At 73.7% G+C, this 19,649-nt stretch carries 13 protein-coding genes, 3 pseudogenes and 1 riboswitch; of the genes and pseudogenes, 11 read left to right on the top strand and 5 right to left on the bottom strand.

The features are described 5' to 3' along the window. Nucleotides 1-49: 49 nt before the first annotated feature. Nucleotides 50-697 (bottom strand): DUF4352 domain-containing protein, encoded by a 648-nt coding sequence (locus ACGFSC_RS39740; protein WP_359910026.1) that lies wholly within the window; start codon nucleotides 695-697, stop codon nucleotides 50-52. A 217-nt stretch (nucleotides 698-914) separates the two neighbouring features. On the opposite strand from ACGFSC_RS39740, the gene ACGFSC_RS39745 reads away from it, so the two are divergent. The 3 genes from ACGFSC_RS39745 to ACGFSC_RS39755 all read left to right on the top strand — a co-directional run bounded on the left by ACGFSC_RS39745 (nucleotide 915) and on the right by ACGFSC_RS39755 (nucleotide 5,697). Further along, entirely contained in the window at nucleotides 915-3,119 is a 2,205-nt protein-coding gene (locus tag ACGFSC_RS39745) for an N-6 DNA methylase (RefSeq protein WP_359910023.1), read from the top strand. Nucleotides 3,120-3,343: 224 nt separating this feature from the next. Next, entirely contained in the window at nucleotides 3,344-4,072 is a 729-nt protein-coding gene (locus tag ACGFSC_RS39750) for a hypothetical protein (RefSeq protein ID WP_359910020.1), read from the top strand. Then, nucleotides 4,069-5,697 carry a serine/threonine-protein kinase gene (locus ACGFSC_RS39755; protein WP_359910017.1) on the top strand — a complete coding sequence of 543 codons (1,629 nt, stop codon included), beginning with the start codon at nucleotides 4,069-4,071 and terminating at the stop codon, nucleotides 5,695-5,697. The genes ACGFSC_RS39750 and ACGFSC_RS39755 overlap by 4 nt, the downstream gene beginning before the upstream one ends. A 53-nt stretch (nucleotides 5,698-5,750) precedes the next feature. On the opposite strand, the pseudogene ACGFSC_RS39760 reads toward ACGFSC_RS39755, so the two are convergent. Continuing rightward, nucleotides 5,751-6,323 (bottom strand): annotated as a pseudogene (locus ACGFSC_RS39760) (transposase); the annotation flags it as partial. Between the two features lie 280 nt (nucleotides 6,324-6,603). Between ACGFSC_RS39760 and ACGFSC_RS39765 the strand changes: the two are divergent. Then, a complete protein-coding gene (locus ACGFSC_RS39765) occupies nucleotides 6,604-7,659 on the top strand; it encodes a MazG family protein (protein ID WP_359910014.1) in 1,056 nt (351 codons plus the stop codon). A 4-nt stretch (nucleotides 7,660-7,663) separates the two neighbouring features. Here the strand turns inward: ACGFSC_RS39765 and ACGFSC_RS39770 are convergent, their stop codons facing one another. Beyond that, complete coding sequence (locus ACGFSC_RS39770; RefSeq protein WP_359910011.1) at nucleotides 7,664-8,086, bottom strand: SDR family NAD(P)-dependent oxidoreductase; 423 nt, start codon at nucleotides 8,084-8,086, stop codon at nucleotides 7,664-7,666. A 300-nt stretch (nucleotides 8,087-8,386) separates the two neighbouring features. On the opposite strand from ACGFSC_RS39770, the gene ACGFSC_RS39775 reads away from it, so the two are divergent. The 7 genes and pseudogenes from ACGFSC_RS39775 to ACGFSC_RS39805 all read left to right on the top strand — a co-directional run bounded on the left by ACGFSC_RS39775 (nucleotide 8,387) and on the right by ACGFSC_RS39805 (nucleotide 16,758). After that, nucleotides 8,387-9,775 carry a cytochrome P450 gene (locus ACGFSC_RS39775; RefSeq protein ID WP_359910009.1) on the top strand — a complete coding sequence of 463 codons (1,389 nt, stop codon included), beginning with the start codon at nucleotides 8,387-8,389 and terminating at the stop codon, nucleotides 9,773-9,775. Nucleotides 9,776-9,996: 221 nt separating this feature from the next. Next, nucleotides 9,997-10,165: riboswitch (cyclic di-AMP (ydaO/yuaA leader) on the top strand. A gap of 5 nt (nucleotides 10,166-10,170) precedes the next feature. Next, nucleotides 10,171-11,088 carry a transglycosylase family protein gene (locus tag ACGFSC_RS39780; RefSeq protein WP_359910006.1) on the top strand — a complete coding sequence of 306 codons (918 nt, stop codon included), beginning with the start codon at nucleotides 10,171-10,173 and terminating at the stop codon, nucleotides 11,086-11,088. 313 nt (nucleotides 11,089-11,401) lie between these two features. Continuing rightward, nucleotides 11,402-12,688: a phosphopyruvate hydratase gene (gene eno / locus ACGFSC_RS39785; RefSeq protein WP_359910003.1), complete on the top strand. Its 1,287-nt coding sequence runs from the start codon at nucleotides 11,402-11,404 to the stop codon at nucleotides 12,686-12,688. Nucleotides 12,689-12,858: 170 nt separating this feature from the next. Then, a complete protein-coding gene (locus ACGFSC_RS39790; protein ID WP_359910000.1) occupies nucleotides 12,859-13,380 on the top strand; it encodes a septum formation initiator family protein in 522 nt (173 codons plus the stop codon). Then, nucleotides 13,352-13,885: pseudogene (locus ACGFSC_RS39795) on the top strand (DUF501 domain-containing protein); the annotation flags it as partial. The gene ACGFSC_RS39790 and the pseudogene ACGFSC_RS39795, both read left to right, overlap by 29 nt. A gap of 134 nt (nucleotides 13,886-14,019) precedes the next feature. After that, a complete protein-coding gene (locus ACGFSC_RS39800) occupies nucleotides 14,020-14,961 on the top strand; it encodes a Ppx/GppA phosphatase family protein (protein ID WP_359909994.1) in 942 nt (313 codons plus the stop codon). 429 nt (nucleotides 14,962-15,390) lie between these two features. Then, nucleotides 15,391-16,758, top strand: a complete 1,368-nt coding sequence (locus ACGFSC_RS39805; protein WP_359909991.1) for an NAD(P)/FAD-dependent oxidoreductase — start codon at nucleotides 15,391-15,393, stop codon at nucleotides 16,756-16,758. A 178-nt stretch (nucleotides 16,759-16,936) separates the two neighbouring features. Here ACGFSC_RS39805 and ACGFSC_RS39810 read toward each other — a convergent pair whose 3' ends face one another. Next, nucleotides 16,937-19,495, bottom strand: coding sequence for an FtsX-like permease family protein (locus ACGFSC_RS39810; RefSeq protein WP_359909988.1), 2,559 nt, complete (start codon nucleotides 19,493-19,495; stop codon nucleotides 16,937-16,939). Between the two features lie 57 nt (nucleotides 19,496-19,552). Further along, nucleotides 19,553-19,649 (bottom strand): annotated as a pseudogene (locus tag ACGFSC_RS39815) (ABC transporter ATP-binding protein); the annotation flags it as partial.

The raw sequence follows: 19,649 nt of genomic DNA on the forward strand, positions 1-19,649 counted from the left end.
CGGCCGTCGTTGACGCGGTGCGGCGGCCGGCCGACTGTGAACAGCTGCGTCAGCCGAGCTTCCACTGGCCGGTCTGCGGGGCGAAGCCGCTGTCGAGGCCGAACTGGGCCTTGTCGAGCTTGGCGTCCTTCGGGACCTCGAAGGTGACGAAGCCGAGGGCGCTCTCGCCGGGCGCGATGTTGGCGGGGACCTGGAAGCCCGGGCCGGCCTTGGTGTCCGCGATCGTGCTGCCGAAGGCCTGGCCCTGGGCGTCCACCACCTTGGCGCTGTTGCCCGGGACGTCGCTGTAGGCCTTCTTGCCGCTCGCCTTGATCCGGAACTGGACCGAGACGAAGCGCTTGCCGTCGGCCGGGTGGGTGAACTCGTCCTCGCCCTCGGCGTTGTCGACCACCTTCACCAGCGTCACGTCGGCGGTGTCGGCCGGGTCGTTGCCCTTGAGCGCGATGGTGTCGCCGAGCTTGGCGGGCGCCTTGCCGGTGTCGGCGGGCTTGTCCCCGGCGGGCTTGGCGGCCCCGGAGCCGGTGGCGGCCGCGGTCTGCTTCGCCTCCGTCGAGACGGAGGCGCCGCCGGTGGAGTTGCACGCCGTCGCGCTCAGGGTGACCAGCGCGGCACCCAGCAGCAGGACGGCGGTGCGGCGGGTGGCGCCGCGCCGGGCGGTGGCGCGGCGGACGGCGGTGCGGCGGGCGTTCGCGGACATGGGTGTCTCCCGGTGATCGGTGCTCTTCCCTGCGCCGCCCCGTTCGGTGGCGACGGAGAGATCACACCACTCGGCCGTGAACCATGTCAATGCGATTTCACGAAAGAGCTCTGTTCACATGTGAACTGTGATCGAGGGGTGCGTCGCTATGCTGTGCGGTCACAGCCCCCGCCCCCGCCCCGGCTGTGCGGTCGCAGCCCCCACCGAAGGAGCCCCCGTGCCGGACCGTCCCGAAGTGACCGCCGCCGAGATCGCCCGGCTGGCCGGCGTCGGCCGGGCCGCGGTCAGCAACTGGCGCCGCCGCCACCCCGACTTCCCGCGCCCGGTCGGCGGCACCGACGCCAGCCCGGCCTTCGCGCTCGCCGAGGTCGAGTCCTGGCTGCGCGCCCAGGGCAAGATCGCCGAACTCCCGCTGCTGGAGCGGGTCTGGCAGCTCGTCGACACCCTCCGCGACCCGGCCGGCCACCCCGCCGCCCCGCTGGTCGAGGCCGGCGCCCTGCTCCTGCTGCTGCACCGCGAGCCCGCGCAGTGGGCCGGGCTCGCCGACCGGCCCGACACCCGGCTCGCCCTCGCGCTGCCCCGGGCCGTCACCGGCGCCGCCGTGCACGCCTTCGGCCCCGACGGCGCCCGCACCCTCGGCCTCCCGGGCCTGCTCGGCAGCACCCAACTGGACCTCGCCCGGCTGCTCGCCGAACTCGCCGCGCAGACGGGCCCGGTCGGCGCGTACGAGCAGCTGCTCACCCGGTACGCCGAGGCCAACACCCGGCAGCTCAGCCCCACCCCGCCGGAGGCCGCCGAACTGCTCGCCGCCGTCGCCGGCGTCCCCGCCACCGTGCTCGACCCGGCCGTCGGCCTCGGCTCCGTCCTGCTCGCCCACCCGCCGACCACCGGCCGCTACGGCCAGGACGCCGACCCGGTCACCGCCGCCCTCGCCCGGCTCCGGATCGCCCTGCACACCCCCGCCGACGACCCCGGCCCGCTCCCGCTCGACCTGCGGGCCGGCGACGCCCTGCGCGCCGACGGCTTCCCCGGCGACACCTTCGAGGCCGTGCTCTGCCAGCCCCCGTACAACGAGCGCGACTGGGGCCACGACGAGCTGCAGTTCGACACCCGCTGGCCCGGCGGGCTCGTCCCGCCGCGCGGCGAGTCCGAACTCGCCTGGGTGCTGCACTGCCTGGCGCACACCCGCCCCGGCGGCCTCGCCGCCCTGCTGCTCCCGCCGACCGTGGCCGCCCGCCGGGCCGGCCGCCGCATCCGGGCCGAACTGCTCCGCTCCGGCGCGCTGCGGGCCGTCATCGCGCTGCCGGCCGGCGCCGCCCCGCCGTACGGCGTCCCGCTGCACCTGTGGGTGCTGCGCGCACCCCGGCCGGGCGGCGACTTCCGCCAGGTGCTGATGCTCGACGCCGGGGCGGCGCTCGCCGGTCCGGGCGGGGCCGCCGGGGCGCAGGCCGCCGAGGGCGGCCGGGACAAGGTCGACTGGACCGAGCTGCGCCGCACCGTCCTGGAGGCCTGGCGCGGCTTCGACCTCGCCGCGCGCGAGGGCCTGCCGGTCCCTGCCGACCGTCCCGGCGTCCACCGGGCGATGGCCGCCATCGACCTGCTCGACGACGAGACCGACCTCTCCCCGGCCCGGCACGTCCCGCCCGCCGCCCCGCTCGGCGGCGCGGCCGAACTCTCCCACCTCGGCGGCCGGCTGGCCGAGCTGCTGGCCGATCTGCCCGACCCGGTCGCGCTGCTGCCGCGGCCCGGCGCCGTGACCGGTGCCGCGTCCGGTGCCGCGTCCGACGGGATGGCCGGCGCTGCGTCCGGCGGGGCGTCCGGTACGGCTCCCGTCGGGGTGGTCACCATCGGCGAGCTGGTCCGCGGCGGCGCGCTGGAGGTGCACTCCTCCGGCACCGGCGCCGCCACCAAGCCGGCCGGGTCGGGTTCGGGCGGCACCCCCGTCGTCACCGACCAGGACCTCGCCACCGGCGCCGCGCCCAGCGCCGTCCTGGCCGCCGGCCCCGGCCCGGCCGGGGACGTCCGCACCCGCCCCGGCGACGTCCTGGTCCCCGCCCTCGGCGGCGGCACCGCCCGGGTCGTCCCCGCCGAGGGCCCGCTGGTCGGCGCCGCCCTCGGCCGCCAGCTCCACCTCCTGCGGCCCGACCCGGCCGCCCTCGACCCCGAGTTCCTGGCCGGCCAGTTCCGCTCCACCGCCGGCACCCGGCGCGCCGCCAGCCACGCCACCACCACCGCCCGGCTCGACATCCGCCGGGTCGAACTGCCCCGCCTCCCGCTCCCCGCCCAGCAGCGCCTCGGCGCCGCCTTCGCCCGCCTCGCCGCCTTCGACACCGCCCTCGCCCAGGCCGCCGCCCTCGGCCGCAGCCTCGCCCAGGCCGCCACCGACGCCCTGGCGACCGGCACCCTGGCGCCGCCGGACTGACACCCGCCCCGCGGACCGGGGCCGGGCCCGCGGGGGCCCGATCCGGCAGGACCCGCAGCGCGCGCCCGCAGGTGACCCCGGCTCAGTAGCGGCGCGGTACCGGCGGGATACCGATGCGGCAGCGGGCGGACGGAAGCCCTCCGGAGCGGCCGGGCCGGGCGGTACGGTGTGCGGAACCGCTCGCACCGCCCTCGGTGCCGGTCCTCACCAGCTCAGGAGCGCGCATGTCAGGGCAGTACCCCGGGCAGTTCGGACCGCCGCCCGGCGGGGCGCCGTACGGGCCGGGGCCCGGGCAGGGGTACGCGCCGGGCCCGGTGCCGGGCCCGCCCGCACCCGGGGGAGCGGCCGGGCCGGGGGGAGTGGCCGGACCGCCCCCGATCCCCGGACGGTTCGGGGTGGTTGTGCGGGTGCTGTGCGCGCTGGCCCCGCTGGTCACCTTCGGCCTGCTCGGGGTCGTCCCCTCGCTGCTGCTGGCGGTCCGGCGCCGACGGGCGTACGACATCCTCGGCGCGGCGGTGTTCTGCGCGCTGCTGCTCGCCATGATCGTCTCCGCCGGGGTCGCGGGCACCCTGAAGAACCCGACCGCCGACACCACCGGCCAGATCACGCTGGCCGTGCTCTGGCTCCTGCCGACGGCGCACTTCCTGGTGATGGACAGCCGCGCGGTCTGGCTGGCCGGGCCTCCGGCGCCGCAGGCCGTGCCGCGCACCGCTCCGCAGGTCCTCTCGCCGTACGCGGTGCCGAACGTCTCGCCGTACGGGGCCACCGTGCCCGGGTACGGGGCGCCCGCGCAGGCCCCCGTGCCCGCTCACGCTCCCGCTCCCGTGCCCGGTCCCGTCGCGCCGACCGCGACCGCCGCCCCCGCCCCCTCGGCGCCCGCCCCCGAAACCGCCCACGACCTGCGCGAGCTGGGCGAGTTGCTGCGCCGCCAGGCCCGCGAGGACCGGCCGTGACCGCCACCCGGCTGATCGCCGGCCGCTACCGGCTCACCGAGAAGATCGGCCACGGCGGCATGGGCCAGGTCTGGGCCGGCCAGGACGAACGACTGCACCGCCCGGTCGCGGTCAAGCTGCTCCGCCCCGAGCACCTGCTCCCCGGCGGGACCGGCCCCGGAGGCGAACGGGCCTGCCACGGCGACGAGTTGAGCCGCCGCTTCCTGCGCGAGTGCCGGATCACGGCCGCGCTCGACCACCCCGGGCTGGTCACCGTCTTCGACGCGGGCGAGGACGAGGGCGAGCTCTACCTCGTCATGCAGCGCATCCCCGGGGTCAGCCTGGCCGACCTCATCGCCGAGGACGCGCCCTTCCCGATCGAACGCGCGGCGGCCGTCGCCGCCCAGCTGTGCACCGCGCTGGCCGCCGTCCACGCCATCCCGGTGGTCCACCGCGACCTCAAGCCGAGCAACGTCATGGTCCGCGAGGACGGCCGGACCGTCCTGCTCGACCTCGGCATCGCCACCGCCCTCGACACCGAGACCACCCGGCTGACCCTCACCGGCGTGCCCGTCGGCAGCCCCTCCTACATGGCCCCCGAACAGGCCCTCGCCGCCACCACCGACCCGCGCAGCGACCTCTACGCGCTCGGCTGCCTGCTGCACGAGATGCTCGTCGGCGAGGAGCCGTTCCGGGCCCCCACCGCACTCGGCGTCCTGCGCCGACACGTCGACGAACCACCCGTCCCGCTGCGGGAGTTGCGCCCCGACGTGCCGCAGCCGCTGGAACAGCTGGTGCTCGACCTGCTCGCCAAGCAGCCCGCCGACCGCCCCGCCGACGCCCGGAGCGTGTACGCGCGGCTGCTCCCGCTGCTGCCCCCGGCCGACGGTGCCCCGCAGCCCCGCTACACCCCGCTGCCGGACCCGGCCCGCCCCTTCCGCTACCCGCACCAGCCGCAGCCGCCGGCCGCGGCGGCCGCCCCGGCGCCCGTGGTCCGCTCCGAGCCCCGGCCCTTCCTCGTGCCACCCGCCCCCGCGACACCTCCCCCCGTCCCCGCGGAGCCCGACCTCGGCGCCGAGTGCGCCCGGCTCTCCGACCTGGTCGACGCCGGCCGCCACACCGAGGTGCTCGGCCTCGCCGCCCGCCTGCTGCCCCGGGCCGAGGCCGAACTCGGCGCCGCCGCACCCCTGGTGCGCACCATCCGCACCATCTACGCCCGTACCCTCCTGCACGAGGGCCACCCCCAGCAGGCCCTCCCCGAGTACCGCCGCCTCGCCGCCACCGCCGACGGCGGCCCGCACGGCCCCCAGGGCCTCGACCACCGCTACCGCGCCGCCATCTGCCTCGACCGGCTCGGTCACGGCGCCGAGGCCCTCGCCGAGTACCAGGCCCTCCTCACCGCCCACACCGCCCGCCTCGAATCCGGCCTCGACACCGACCCCGAGCGCGCCTACGACCTCCGCGAACGCATCGGCCTCCACCTCGCCGCCACCGGCGACCCCCAGAACGCCTGGCAGTGGCTGCTCCCCCTCCTCCTCGACCGCGAACGCCGCGACGGCCCCCACCACCCCACCGTCCGCCGCCTCCGCCAGTCCCTCTCCACCCTCACCCCCACCTCCACCCCCTGGCCCCCGGCAAAGCACTGACCGGCGGCCACGGCCTCCACCGTCCTGGGGGCCGGGCCTTGGAGGAGCTGACACAAGGCTCGGATGCGTCGGTAGGTGATCACGCAGCAGGCCAGTTCGAGGAAGGCCTCGTGAATGTCGTCGCGGATGTCCCAGCGGATCCGCAGGCGTCGGAAGCCGTGGTTCCGGGCATTGGTCCGCTCGGCGACCCGGCGCACGGCTCCGGGGCCGGAGCCGTGCGGCACGCCCCGGCGGGCGATCACTGGCTTGATGCCGCGCTTCCGCAGCAGGCGGCGGTACTTGTCGAAGTCGTGGCCGCGGTCGGCGAACAGTTGCCGGGGCCGGTGGCGCGGGCGGCCGGTCCAGCTCGCCGGGCGGTGCAGCTCGGTCAGCAGCACCTGGTGGAGGCGGTCCCACGCCCCCGCCTCGTGCCAGTCGCGCAGTCTGCGCCAGCAGGTCATGCCCGAGCCGAAGCCGAGCTCCTGCGGCAGCCACTCCCACTGGATGCCCGGGTGCAGCACGAACAGACATGGGCACCACGCCGTTCTGTTAGCTCCTCGTGGCGCGGATGGGGCCGCGGTGCCGGGCCCGTGCCTCGGCCCCGGCCGCCGCCGGCCGGGCCACTGCGCGGCACTGGTCCCAGGCACCCGGTGCCGGTGCCGCCGTGCCGGCCGGGGCGTGCCGCCCTGCCCGTCCTCGGAGAATCCCCAGTGGCTCCTGCCCTCTTGGAGCCCCGGACATCCCGGGGCGGGCGTGTTCTCCACCGGCCCACATCCGGTGCCCCTATGCGTGTTGGCATCCCGGATCAGGAAGTCGGCCGGGCCGACTTCCAGCGCTCATGCGGGCGGGCGGGGTCCCGCCCCGGGAACGGAGCCCGGGGGCGGGGAACGGGCGGGTGGGGTGGGGGTGCGGGGGTAGGTTCGGGGGGTGACGACGAATGCTGTGCCGACGAAGACTCCGGGCGCGAAGTTGATCCTGCTGACCACCACCCACCGGGTGGCTCCCGGCCTGCTGGCGTGGCCGGCGTGGGAGGCGTTGCGGTCGGCGGGGCGGGTGCTGGTGGGGGATGAGCGGCATCCGCAGGTGCCGGCGGTGCGGCAGGCCGGGGTGGTGGTGGAGGTCGTGCCGGCCGGGTCGGTGCCCGCGTTGGCGCGGCTGCTGACCGGGCAGCCCGCCGGGGCCGGGCCGACGGTGTGGCTGGGCAGTCCGGACGGGGATCCGGGGCTGACCGACGCGCTGGCGAGGCTGGCGGTGGAGCACGCCGGCGAGGTGCCGGAGATCGAGGTGCTGCCCGGCTCGTACGACCTGCCGGGGTCGCGGCTGCTGGACCTGGTGACGGTGATGGACCGGCTGCGCTCCCCGGGCGGCTGCCCCTGGGACGCCGAGCAGACGCACGAGAGCCTGGTGAAGTACCTGGTCGAGGAGGCGTACGAGCTGGTCGAGGCGATCGAGGAGGGGGACCGGGAGGCGCTGCGCGAGGAGTTGGGCGACGTCCTGCTGCAGGTGTTCTTCCACTCCCGGATCGCCGAGGAGCACCCGACCGAGCCGTTCACCGTCGACGACGTGGCCGGGGACATCGTCGAGAAGCTGATGTACCGGCACCCGCACGTGTTCGGGGACGTCGAGGCCGGCGGCGCCGCCGAGGTGGAGGCGAACTGGGAGCAGCTGAAGGCGGCCGAGAAGGCGGACCGCGAGTCGGTGCTGGACGGCGTGCCGGCCGGGCTGCCCGCGCTGGCGTACGCGGCGAAGCTGGTGTCCCGGGTGCGCCGGGCGGGCTTCACGGGGGTGCCGGACGAGTCGTACGAGCTGCCGGTCGAGCTGACCGCCGACTCGGCGGGCAGGCTGCTGCTCGCGGTGGCGCAGCGGGCGCACGACGCCGGGGTGGACGTGGACGCGGCGCTGCGGTCGGCCGCGCGCGGTTACCGGGACGCGGTGCGCGCGGCCGAAGGCCTCAAGCCGACCGGGGAGCCCGACGGGAAGTAGGCGCTCAGGCCGCCGTGGCGGTGTGCTCCTGGCACCGCTGCGGCGGGACGAGTTCGCCGATGGCCTCGCCGACGAGGACGACGAGTTCGGCGAGCCGTTCCAGGTCGAGGTGGTCGGGCAGCTCGGCCAGCGAGATGATCCGCTCGCCGTCCGGGCCGGCCACGGCGAACACGTCGATCGGTCCGAGGTGCTTCTCGGCGGTGTCGACGAGGGCGGCGACGTCGCTGGGGCGGCGGATGTCGCCGCAGACGCCGACGACGGGGCAGCCCGGCCGGTCGAGTTCGGCGGCGAGGTCCTCGGCGATGCCGGCGTACTGGTCGGCGATGAGCATTCCGGAGGCGCCGGCGGCGGCGAACCGGCGGGCGAGTCCCGCGCCCGAACCGCCGTCGAGGACCGCGATGACGACGACTGACCCGCTGACCCGCATGGCCTGCTCCTCCCTGTGGACGACACCGCACCGGCGCCCACGCGTACTGCGGAGGATCGTAGGCACGTCCTGACCCTCCGCAACAGGGATTACCCCGCAGGTGACCAGGCTCACGCCCGCACCGCGGCCAAGAGTCGGCCAAGAGCTGTCCATTGACCGTCCGCGGACAGTCAACGGGCCGTCCATGAACCGTCCATGGGCCGTCCACGGAACATCGGCAGGACGGCCGCGGACCGTCGGCGGGAGGAGCGGCGGCCCGCCGGAGCGGGGCGTGCCCGTCGCACCGGATACGGTCGGTCCATGCCAGCTCAGCCCGACTCCGCCCGGCCCGCCGCCACGCCGTCCGACGCCACCGCCCCGCAGCTGTTCACCTGGGAGTTCGCCTCCGACCCGTACCCCGCCTACGCCTGGCTGCGCGAGCACGCCCCGGTGCACCGCACCACGCTGCCGAGCGGGGTGGAGGCCTGGCTGGTGACCCGGTACGCGGACGCCCGGCAGGCGCTCGCGGACAGCCGGCTGTCGAAGAACCCGGCGCACCACAGCGAGCAGGCGCACCGCACCGGCCGGGTGGGCATCCCGGGGGAGCGGCAGGCGGACCTGATGACCCACCTGCTGAACATCGACCCGCCGGACCACACCCGGCTGCGCCGGCTGGTGTCGAAGGCGTTCACCCCGCGCCGGGTGGCGGAGTTCGAGCCGCGGGTGCAGCAGCTCACCGACCGGCTGATCGACGGCTTCGCGCAGCGCGGTTCGGCGGACCTGATCCACGAGTTCGCCTTCCCGCTCCCCATCTACGCGATCTGCGACCTGCTGGGCGTGCCGGCCGAGGACCAGGACGACTTCCGGGACTGGGCCGGGATGATGGTGCGCCACACGAAGCCGGGCCACGGCGGCGGGCAGCGCGGCGGCGTGGGGCGGGCGGTGAAGCGGATGCGGGCGTACCTGCTGGAGCTGATCCACCGCAAGCGAGCGGACCTCGGGGACGACCTGATCTCGGGCCTGATCCGGGCCAGTGACCACGGTGAGCACCTGACCGAGAACGAGGCCGCGGCGATGGCCTTCATCCTCCTGTTCGCGGGTTTCGAGACCACCGTGAACCTGATCGGCAACGGCACGTACGCCCTGCTGCGCAATCCGGAGCAGCGCCGGTTGCTGCAGGAGTCGGTGGCCCGCGGGGAGAGCGCGCTGCTGGAGACCGGGATCGAGGAACTCCTGCGATACGACGGGCCGGTGGAGATGGCGACCTGGCGGTTCGCGACCCGTCCGCTGACCATCGGCGGGGTGGACATCCCGGTCGGCGACCCGGTGCTGGTGGTGCTCGCCGCGGCGGACCGCGACCCGGCCCGGTTCGCGGCCGAGAACACCCTGGACCTGGCCCGGACGGACAACCCCCACCTGGGCTTCGGGCACGGCATCCACTACTGCATCGGCGCTCCGCTCGCCCGCTTGGAGGGTCGTGCCGCGCTGACCACGCTGCTTTCCCGGCTGCCCGATCTCCGGCTCGCGGAAAACGCGGACGACCTGCGGTGGCGCGGTGGTCTGATCATGCGTGGGCTGCGCGAACTCCCGGTGGAATTCAGTCCGGAGAGCCGTTCCCCGCACGCCTCTCCGCAGACCCCTCCGCACGCTCCTTCGCAGGCCTCTCCGCAGGCCTCTCCGCACGCTCCCGCCACGCCTCCGACGTGCTGAGATCGCCCTGACGGGACGTCGCGAACCACCTGCCGGCGGGGGTGTGAACACCCATCAATCCGGACATAACACCGCCGTTGGTAGGCGATCGAACACGCGCCGTAATTATTGTGTGATATCGACGATATGAGCTTGTGATTGGTCTGATGATCTGTCTACTCTCCCTGGAGTTCGCAGCTGCGGACCTCGTACGCGGAACGCCGAGTCCTGCCCGCCGCGTCACGGGAAACCGACCAGAACCCTGGGCAGGGGCGGGGGAACCAGGTTTGTTGCCGTCTCCCCACGGCTTGGGGTGAAGCCGCCCGAGCGGAATCGTTTCCGCATACGGCGGCCGGGCCACCTCCCGGTCCGAACCCGACAGCTCACCTCGCAGGCGTGCGGAGAGGGACCTCTTCATGCTGTTCGTTGGAACTGGCCGTCACCGTCGTCGCACCCAGGCCGAGAAGGCCATCGCCGTCGCCGGTGTGGCCGGCGTCGGACTCGCGATGCCGCTCCTCACCGCCACCGGTGCCTCCGCCGCCCCCGCCTCCACCTGGGACGCCGTCGCCCAGTGCGAGGCCGGTGGCAACTGGAGCATCAACACCGGCAACGGCTTCTACGGCGGCCTCCAGTTCACCTCCAGCACCTGGAAGGCGTACGGCGGCACCGCCTACGCGCCGCAGGCCAACCAGGCCAGCAAGGCCCAGCAGATCTCGGTCGCCGAGAAGGTGCTGGCCTCGCAGGGCCCGGGTGCCTGGCCGGTCTGCTCCCAGAAGGCCGGTCTGACCAAGGGCGGCGCCCCGGCCGCGGTCGACACCTCCTCGGACGCCAAGCCGCAGTCCGCGCCCAAGCAGCAGACCCCGAAGCCCGCCGCCAAGCCGGCCGAGAAGCCGGTCGCGCAGCAGCCCGCCGCCCAGAAGCAGGCCCCGAAGCAGGCCTCGAAGCCCGCCGCGCAGCCGGTCCAGCAGGCCGCCCCGCAGCAGCAGGCGCAGCCGCAGACCCCGGGCTTCTCCGGCAAGGCCGGCTGGGACGCCGACGCCAAGGTGTACTGGTACCAGAGCAACGGCGCCTGGTACTGGACCAGCCACCAGAGCGTCTACCAGCAGTACGCCGGCCAGGCCGCCGCCCAGCCGCAGTACGCCCCGCAGGCCGCGCAGTCGGCCCCGCAGGCCACCGGCCACGACTACACCGTCCGCGCCGGTGACACCCTGTCGACCATCGCCGCCGCCCAGGGCGTGTCCGGAGGCTGGCACGCGCTGTACGAGCAGAACCACGGCACGGTCGGCGGCGACCCGAACCTGATCATGCCCGGCCAGGTGCTGCACCTCGGCTGAGCCGGCCCGCTCGACGCCTGCCCGCCCGCCGCCGGCCCGCCCGCCGCGCCCGGTGCCGACGCCGCCTCACCCCGCCGTCCGAAGGGGACCGGTCCTACCGGTCCCCTTCGTCCGCATTCGCCCGCTCCGGTGGGACAAGCTGGGACAAGCAGGTGAACTACCGGTGGGTAGTGGGGCCACACGCTGAGACGGGACCGAGGCGGACGTGGCCCCGGGAGCCCGGGCGGTTAGGCTCTGGTCGTAACGACTCCGCAATCGTCCTGCTGACAGCACCACCGTCAGACCGGACCCTGCTTCCGCAAGGAGATGCCTCGTGCCGTCCATCGATGTCGTCGTAGCCCGTGAGATCCTCGACTCCCGCGGCAACCCCACGGTCGAGGTCGAGGTCGGCCTCGACGACGGCAGCACGGGTCGTGCCGCTGTCCCGTCGGGTGCTTCCACCGGTGCCTTCGAGGCGCTGGAGCTGCGTGACGGTGACAAGAACCGCTACTTCGGCAAGGGCGTCGAGAAGGCCGTCCTGGCCGTCATCGAGCAGATCGGCCCGGAGCTGGTCGGCTACGACGCCACCGAGCAGCGCCTGATCGACCAGGCCATGCTGGACCTGGACGCCACCCCGGACAAGTCCTCGCTCGGCGCCAACGCCATCCTGGGCGTCTCGCTGGCCGTCGCGCACGCCGCCTCCGAGGCCAGCGACCTGCCGCTGTTCCGCTACCTGGGCGGCCCGAACGCGCACGTCCTGCCGGTCCCGATGATGAACATCCTCAACGGCGGGTCGCACGCGGACTCCAACGTCGACATCCAGGAGTTCATGATCGCCCCGATCGGCGCGGAGTCCTTCTCCGAGGCCGTCCGCTGGGGCGTCGAGGTCTACCACACGCTCAAGGGCGTGCTGAAGGAGCGCGGCCTGTCCACCGGCCTGGGCGACGAGGGCGGCTTCGCCCCGAACCTGGACTCCAACCGCGAGGCCCTGGACCTCATCGTCGAGGCCATCGAGAAGGCCGGCTACGTGCCCGGCCGTGACGTCGCGCTGGCCCTGGACGTCGCCTCCTCCGAGTTCTACGAGGACGGCGCCTACCAGTTCGAGGGCAAGGACCTCACCGCCGCCGAGCTCATCGAGTACTACGCCGAGCTGGTCGCCGCCTACCCGCTGGTCTCCATCGAGGACCCGCTGGACGAGTCCGACTGGGACGGCTGGAAGGCCATGACCGACAAGCTGGGCGACAAGGTCCAGCTGGTCGGCGACGACCTGTTCGTCACCAACCCGGCCCGCCTGGCCCGCGGCATCGAGACCGGCACCGCCAACGCGCTGCTGGTGAAGGTGAACCAGATCGGCTCGCTGACCGAGACCCTGGACGCCGTCGAGCTGGCCCAGCGCAACGGCTACCGCTGCATGATGTCGCACCGCTCCGGCGAGACCGAGGACGTCACCATCGCCGACCTGGCCGTCGCCACCAACTGCGGCCAGATCAAGACCGGTGCCCCGGCCCGCTCCGAGCGCGTCGCCAAGTACAACCAGCTGCTGCGCATCGAGGAGATCCTCGACGACGCCGCCGAGTACGCCGGCCGCGGCGCCTTCCCGCGCTTCCGCTCCGCGGAGTAGCAGGAACGGCCGCTCCGCGGAGCGACCGGGCCCGGCCGCCGCGCGGAGCGATCCGCACGGCGAGCACGAGGGCCGGGCGCTCCCGGTAGCGCACGCCTGACCGGTGCCCCGCCGTTCACCCCGTAGGGTGGACGGCGGGGCACCGTCGCGACCAGGAGGGGATACGGGAGATGGCTGGCTGGAGGATCCCGGGCTTGGCGGCCCGGCCCCGGTTCACGAGCCGGGCGACCGTCCTCGTCCTGGTGCTCTGTTCGCTGGTGGCGATCCTCGCCTACCCGACGCGGCAGTTCATCTCCCAGCGCGCCGAGATCTCCGCCCAGCGGGCGAAGGCCGACCACGCGCGCCAGCAGGTCGAGCAGCTGCGCCGGGAGAAGGCCCGCTGGCAGGACCCGGAGTACGTGAAGGCGCAGGCCCGCGCCCGGCTGCACTACGCGGTGCCGGGGGAGACCCCGTACATCGCGGTGGATCCGGCCGGCCGGGCCTCCGCCCAGCCCTCCTCGTCCGCGGCGGGTGCGGCCTCCTCCGGCACCGCGGCCTCCGGAAGCGCCGCCGACCGGACGAAGGCCGCCAAGCCCTGGTACGCCGGCATCTGGGACTCGGTGGACGCCGCCGACACCGCGGCGGCGGCCCCCGCCACCCCCCTTCCCCTCCCACCGTCCCCCGTTGGAGACACCTCCCCCCATGACCACTGAGAACCACCCCTCCGTCTCCGACGCCGACGTCGCGGCCATCGCCGCCCAGCTCGGCCGGGTGCCGCGCGGCCTGCGCGGCGTGGCGCACCGCTGCCCCTGCGGCAACCCGGACGTCGTGGAGACGGCCCCCCGGCTGCCGGACGGCACGCCGTTCCCCACGCTCTACTACCTGACCTGCCCCAAGGCCGCCTCGCTGATCGGCACCCTGGAGGCGGAGGGCGTGATGAAGGACCAGAGCGCCCGGCTGGCCGATGACCCGGAGCTGGCGGCCGCCTACCAGAGGGCGCACGAGGACTACATCGCCCGGCGCGACGCGATCGAGGTGCTGGAGGGCTTCCCGAGCGCCGGCGGCATGCCGGACCGGGTGAAGTGCCTGCACGTGCTGGTCGGCCACTCGCTGGCGGCCGGCGAGGGCGTCAACCCGCTCGGCGACGAGGCGATCGGCATGCTGGAGGACTGGTGGGCCAAGGGCCCGTGCGTGTCCCCGGCGGAGGTCGAGGCCGCCGGTGAGCGGGTCGCCCGCAACCGCGCCAAGGACCAGGACCACGAGGCCGTGATCGCCGCCAAGGAGCAGAAGACCGCCGAGCGCGCCGCGAAGAAGCGCGCCGTGGAGGAAGCCGCGGCGGAGCGGGAGTCCGAGTGAGCACGACCCGCGTGGCCGCGATCGACTGCGGCACCAACTCGATCCGCCTGCTGGTCGCCGACCTCGACCCGGAGACGGGGGAGATCACCGACCTCGACCGCCGGATGATCGTCAACCGGCTGGGCCAGGGCGTGGACCGCACCGGCCGGCTGCACCCCGACGCGCTGGCCCGCACCTTCGCGGCCTGCCGGGAGTACCAGGAGATCATCGCCGGCTTCGGTGTCGGCCCGGAGCGGGTCCGCTTCGTCGCCACCAGTGCCTCCCGGGACGCCGAGAACAGCGACGAGTACGTCAAGGGCGTGCGCGACATCCTGGGCGTCGAGCCCGAGGTGGTGAGCGGCGAGGAGGAGGCGCACCTGTCCTTCGTGGGCGCCACCAAGGAGCTGACGGGCGGTCAGTTCCCCGGTCCGTACCTGGTGTTCGACCTCGGCGGCGGCTCCACCGAGTTCGTGCTCGGCTCGGACGACGTCCAGGCGGCGCGCTCGGTGAACATCGGTTGCGTGCGGCTCACCGAGCGGTACTTCGGCGACGCCGAGCTGCCCTCCGCGGAGCAGGTCGAGGCCGCCCGGGCGCACGTGCGGGCGGAGCTGGACCGGGCGGAGGAGGTCGTCCCGCTGACCGGCGCGGCCACCCTGGTGGGCCTGGCCGGGACGGTCACCACGGTGTCCGCGATCGCCCAGGGCCTGCCCGGCTACGACTCGGCGGCGATCCACCACTCGCGGATCGGCCGGGACCGGGTCGCCGGGATCGCCCGGGAGCTGCTGGCCGCCACCCACGCCGAGCGCGCGGCCATCCCGTCGATGCACCCGGGCCGGGTGGACGTGATCGCGGCCGGGGCGCTGGAGCTGCTGGAGATCATGGAGCGCACCGGCGCCGCCGAGGTGGTCGTGAGCGAGCACGACATCCTCGACGGAATCGCCTGGGGTATTGCCTCCTGACCCCGTGCGGGGCTTACCCGGACCGGCCCCGGCACCCCTTTCGGGGGGCCGGGGCCGGGGCGCGCCCGAGCGCGGGTGGAAAAGTTCGTGAATTTCTTCACATGGCGATCCGGCCATTCGCCGCACCCACTCGCCCGCTACGTCCGAAATGTGGGACCGAAGGCCTGCTGGCCGGGTAGCCCATGGGATCGCAGGTCAGGGCTCGCTTGAGGTTTGAAATTCGAAATCATGCGCGGGAACCCGGGCGCTGTGCGGATCGTTGCTGCTCAGGCCGGTCGTGCTCCGGCGCGCGCTCGCGCGGGGCCGTCCAGGGGTGGGGGCCGCCGTGCCGGGCCCGGTTTTGCGGCCGCGCAGTGTAGCACGGGGGGTCCTTCATCTTGTGACCGGGCTCACGAAGGCTGCTCCGGACGGTGCTGGATACTTTCGGATATGAGCACCACGGAGCGTCCTCGCATCCTCATTGTCGGCGGTGGTTACGTCGGCCTGTATGCCGCGATGCGCATCCTCAAGAAGATGCGTTACGGCGAAGCGACCGTCACGGTCGTGGACCCGCGGTCGTACATGACGTACCTGCCCTTCCTCCCCGAGGCGGCCGGCGGCAACGTCGCGCCCCGCAACCTCGTCGCGCCGCTGCGCAGCGCCCTCAAGCAGGCGGAGGTGCTGACCGGGTCCGTCACCGGCATCGACCACGCCCGCAAGGTCGCCACCATCCAGCCCGCGGCCGGCGACAGCTACGAGCTGCCCTTCGAGTACCTGGTCGTCGCGACCGGCTCGGTCTCCCGCACCTTCCCGATCCCGGGTCTGGCGGAGAACGGCATCGGCATGAAGACGGTCGAGGAGGCCATCGGCCTCCGCAACCACGTCATGGCCCAGCTCGACAAGGCCGAGTCCACCACGGACGAGGAGATCCGCCGCAAGGCGCTGACCTTCGTGGTGATCGGTGGCGGCTTCGCCGGCATCGAGACCGTCGCCGAGGTCGAGGACATGGCCCGCGACGCGGCCAAGCTGTACAAGACCGTCAGCCGCGAGGACATGCGCTTCGTGGTGGTCGAGGCGGCCAACCGCATCCTCCCCGAGATGGGCCCGGACCTCGGTCTGTGGACCAAGGAGAAGCTCGAGGAGCGCAACATCGAGGTCTACATCGAGACCTCCATGGACTCCTGCGTCGACGGCCACGTCATGCTGAAGAACGGCATGGAGATGGACGCCTCCACCATCGTGTGGACGGCCGGCGTGAAGCCGAACCCGGTGCTGTCCGAGTTCGGCCTGCCGCTGGGCCCGCGCGGCCACGTCGACACCGCGCCGACCCTCCAGGTCCAGGGCTTCGACTACGTCTGGGCCGCCGGCGACAACGCCCAGGTGCCGGACCTCGCCGCCGGCGAGGGCGCCTGGTGCCCGCCGAACGCGCAGCACGCCTGCCGCCAGGCCGTCGTCCTCGGCGACAACGTGATCTCCGGCATGCGCGGCTTCCCGCAGAAGGAGTACAAGCACAAGAACCTCGGTGCGGTCGCCGGCCTCGGCCTGCACAAGGGCGTGGCGATCCTCTTCGGCAAGTACAAGCTGAAGGGCCGTCCGGCCTGGTGGTTCCACCGCCTGTACCACGGCGCGATGGTGCCGACCTTCAACCGCAAGGTCCGCGTCTTCACCGACTGGACGCTCGCGATGTTCCTCAAGCGCGAGATGGTCGGCCTCGCCCAGATGGAGCGGCCGCAGCTTCCGATCCAGGAGGTCACTCCGCCCACCAAGCCCGTCGAGGCCGCCAAGCCGGCCGCCGACAAGGCACTCGCCAGCAAGTAAGCGACTGAGACCCCGGTGTGGGAGCACCGGGGTATGAGTCGGAGGCCCTCCGCCCGGCAGCGTTGCCGGACCACGACCTCCGTGGTGCTCAGCCGGCCGTGCGACCGGGCGGAGTACAGAAGTAGAAGGTCCCCTGCCGAAACCCTCCGGCAGGGGACCTCTCTCGTTGCGGGACCGGTCAGTCGGTCTTGATGCTCGACAGGATGTCCAGCTTGGACGCCCGGCGGGCCGGCCAGATCGCGGCCACCAGGCCGACCACCCCGGCCAGCGCCAGGAACATCGCCAGCTGGCCGTACGGCAGGACCGTGGTCAGGCCGGAGAGGCTGGCCTTCAGGGTGCCGTTGATCGCCCAGGCGATGAAGCAGCCGAGCAGCAGGCCGATGCCGGCGCCGAACAGCGAGATCACCACGGACTCCAGACGGACCATCCGCTTGATGCCGCTGCGGTCCAGGCCGATCGCCCGCAGCATCCCGATCTCGCGCTTGCGCTCGAAGACCGACATCGCCAGCGTGTTGACCACGCCCAGGATCGCGATCAGGACCGCCATCCCCAGCAGGCCGTACATCAGGTTCAGCGCGAAGGTGATGGTCTGGCTGAACTCGTCCCGGACGTCCTGCTTGGACTTCACCTCGATCACCGGGTTGGCGCCGGTGGCGTCCTTGAGCGCCTGCTTGAGGCCGTCGGTGGCGCCGTCCTTGCCCTTGACCAGGACGTCGGAGACGTACGGCTTCGGCTCGTGCTTGGCGATCTCGCTGTTGGCCAGCATGACCGGGCCGAGCATGCCGCCGGCCTTGTACACGCCGCCGACGGTGAGCTTGCCGGCGGACTCGTCCGGGTAGGCCACGGTCAGCACCGAGCCGGTGGTGACGTTCAGCTTCTTGGCGGCGTCCTCGTCGAGCAGCAGCTGGCCCTGGCCGAAGCCGGCGGTGGATCCGCTGGTCAGCTCGACGTCGGCGAGCTGGTCGAGGACGGCCGCGTCCAGGCCGTTGACCGTCCTGCTGGTGCCGTTCAGGTCCCAGTACGCGGTCGTCATCGCCGAGGAGGCGGCCACCCCGGGGGCCTTGGCGATCTGGGCGGGCACCTGCTCGGACAGGCTCATGCCGTTGGCGGCACCGACGATGAAGTCGGCCTTCATCGAGCTGGTGACGGCCCGGTCGATGGTGTCGTTGACCGAGGCGCCGATCACGGTGAGCCCGGTGACCAGGGTCAGACCGATGGTCAGCGCGGCGGCGGTGGCCGCGGTGCGGCGCGGGTTGCGCACCGCGTTCTGCTGGGCGAGCTTGCCCGGGGTGCCGCCGAGACCGCGCAGCAGCGGGCCGACCAGCGCGACCACCGGACGGGAGAGCAGCGGCAGCAGGACGAACACGCCGATCAGGGCCAGGAAGGCGCCCAGGCCGACCGGCAGCCGGCCGCTGTCGTTGCCGGTGGAGGCGCCGTAGCCGATCAGGGCGAGGCCGCCGCCGGCGAGCACCGAGCCGATCGTGTTGCGGACCACCAGGCTCTTCTGGGAGACCGGCTGGTCGCCGCTGCTCATCGCGGCCACCGGGGCGATCCGGGAGGCGCGCATGGCGGGCAGCAGGGCCGACATGACCGTCACCAGGACGCCGACCACGACCGTCACCACGACGGTGAGCGGCTTGATCACCAGCGAGCCGTTCGGCATGTTCTCGTTCATCGCGCCGATCAGCGACTGCATCCCGGCGCCGATCCCGATGCCGGCGAGCAGGCCGGCCACGGCGGAGGCGGTGCCGATCAGCAGGGCCTCGATCAGCACGGACCGGGTGACCTGCTTGCGGCTGGCACCGATGGCCCGCATCAGGGCCAGCTCCTTGGTGCGCTGGGCGACCAGCATGGTGAAGGTGTTGGCGATGATGAAGATGCCGACGAAGAGCGAGATGAAGGCGAAGACCAGGAGCATCGTGCGCATGCTGCTGGTGCTCCTGGTGATCATCTCCTGCTCGTCGGCCTTGAGCTTGGCGCCGGTCTCGACGTCGAACTGGTGGCCGGAAGGCACCACGGGCTGGGCCTGGGCGAGCAGCGCGTCCTGGCTGGTGCCGGGCTTGGCGGTGAGCACGATGCCGCTGTAGCGGCCCGGCTCCAGCAGGGTCTGCTGGGCGGTGGCCCGGTCGAACAGGGTGAGCGAGCCGCCGGTGTTGACCACCGGGTCGTCGGTGGTGAAGACGCCGGTGAGCTTCGCCTCGACGACCGGGCCGTTGGCGGCGACCCGGACGGTGTCGCCGACCTTGTAGCCGCCCTTGTCGGCGGTCTTGCGGTCGAGCGCGACCTCCTTGGCGGACTTCGGGCCCTGGCCCTCGACCATCGGGTAGCGCGGGTCCTTGCCGTCCTGGCCCGGCGCGAAGTTGGCGCCCTTGGCGGCCCAGACCTGGCCGATCAGGTTGCCCTTCTTGTCGGCGACGCCGGTGAAGCCGCTGACGACGCCTCGGGCGCCGGCGGTGCCCGGCAGGGCGGACAGCTGCTGGACGGTGGCGTCGGTGAGGGCGGCCGAGCCGCCCTCGCTCTTCTGCCGGGCGGAGGCGGCGGAGCCGGCCGCGCGGTCCACCACCTGGACCGAGACGTCCGAGTAGCTCTTGGAGTTGCTGTCCCGCATGGCCTTGCCGAAGGTGTCGGAGAAGACCATGGTTCCGGCCACGAAGGCGGTGCCGAGCATGACGGCCAGTGCCGTCATCAGCAGTCGGCCCTTGTGGGCCAGCACATTGCGCAGTGCGGTGCGATACATGGGGTGTCCTGGGAAGGGTCGGTGAGCGGGCTGCGGCCGCCGGGCCGGATCGGTTGACTAGCTGGTGCGGCCCTTGGCGTCGAAGCGGCGCATGCGGTCCAGGACGGTGTCGGCGGTGGGGTGGTGGAGTTCGTCGACGATGCGGCCGTCGGCG

It is taken from the genome of Kitasatospora sp. NPDC048715 (assembly GCF_043198905.1).
Classification (GTDB): Bacteria; Actinomycetota; Actinomycetes; order Streptomycetales; family Streptomycetaceae; genus Kitasatospora; species Kitasatospora lactacystinica.

Bases quoted from the DNA above. Each gene is read 5' to 3' on its own strand.
- ACGFSC_RS39810 (WP_359909988.1), bottom strand. From the start codon at position 19,495: ATGTATCGCACCGCACTGCGCAATGTGCTGGCCCACAAGGGCCGACTG.
- ACGFSC_RS39750 (WP_359910020.1), top strand. From the start codon at position 3,344: ATGTCAGGGCAGTACCCCGGGCAGTTCGGACCGCCGCCCGGCGGGGCG.
- ACGFSC_RS39775 (WP_359910009.1), top strand. From the start codon at position 8,387: ATGCCAGCTCAGCCCGACTCCGCCCGGCCCGCCGCCACGCCGTCCGAC.
- ACGFSC_RS39740 (WP_359910026.1), bottom strand. From the start codon at position 697: ATGTCCGCGAACGCCCGCCGCACCGCCGTCCGCCGCGCCACCGCCCGG.
- ACGFSC_RS39770 (WP_359910011.1), bottom strand. From the start codon at position 8,086: ATGCGGGTCAGCGGGTCAGTCGTCGTCATCGCGGTCCTCGACGGCGGT.
- ACGFSC_RS39805 (WP_359909991.1), top strand. From the start codon at position 15,391: ATGAGCACCACGGAGCGTCCTCGCATCCTCATTGTCGGCGGTGGTTAC.
- ACGFSC_RS39790 (WP_359910000.1), top strand. From the start codon at position 12,859: ATGGCTGGCTGGAGGATCCCGGGCTTGGCGGCCCGGCCCCGGTTCACG.
- ACGFSC_RS39780 (WP_359910006.1), top strand. From the start codon at position 10,171: ATGCTGTTCGTTGGAACTGGCCGTCACCGTCGTCGCACCCAGGCCGAG.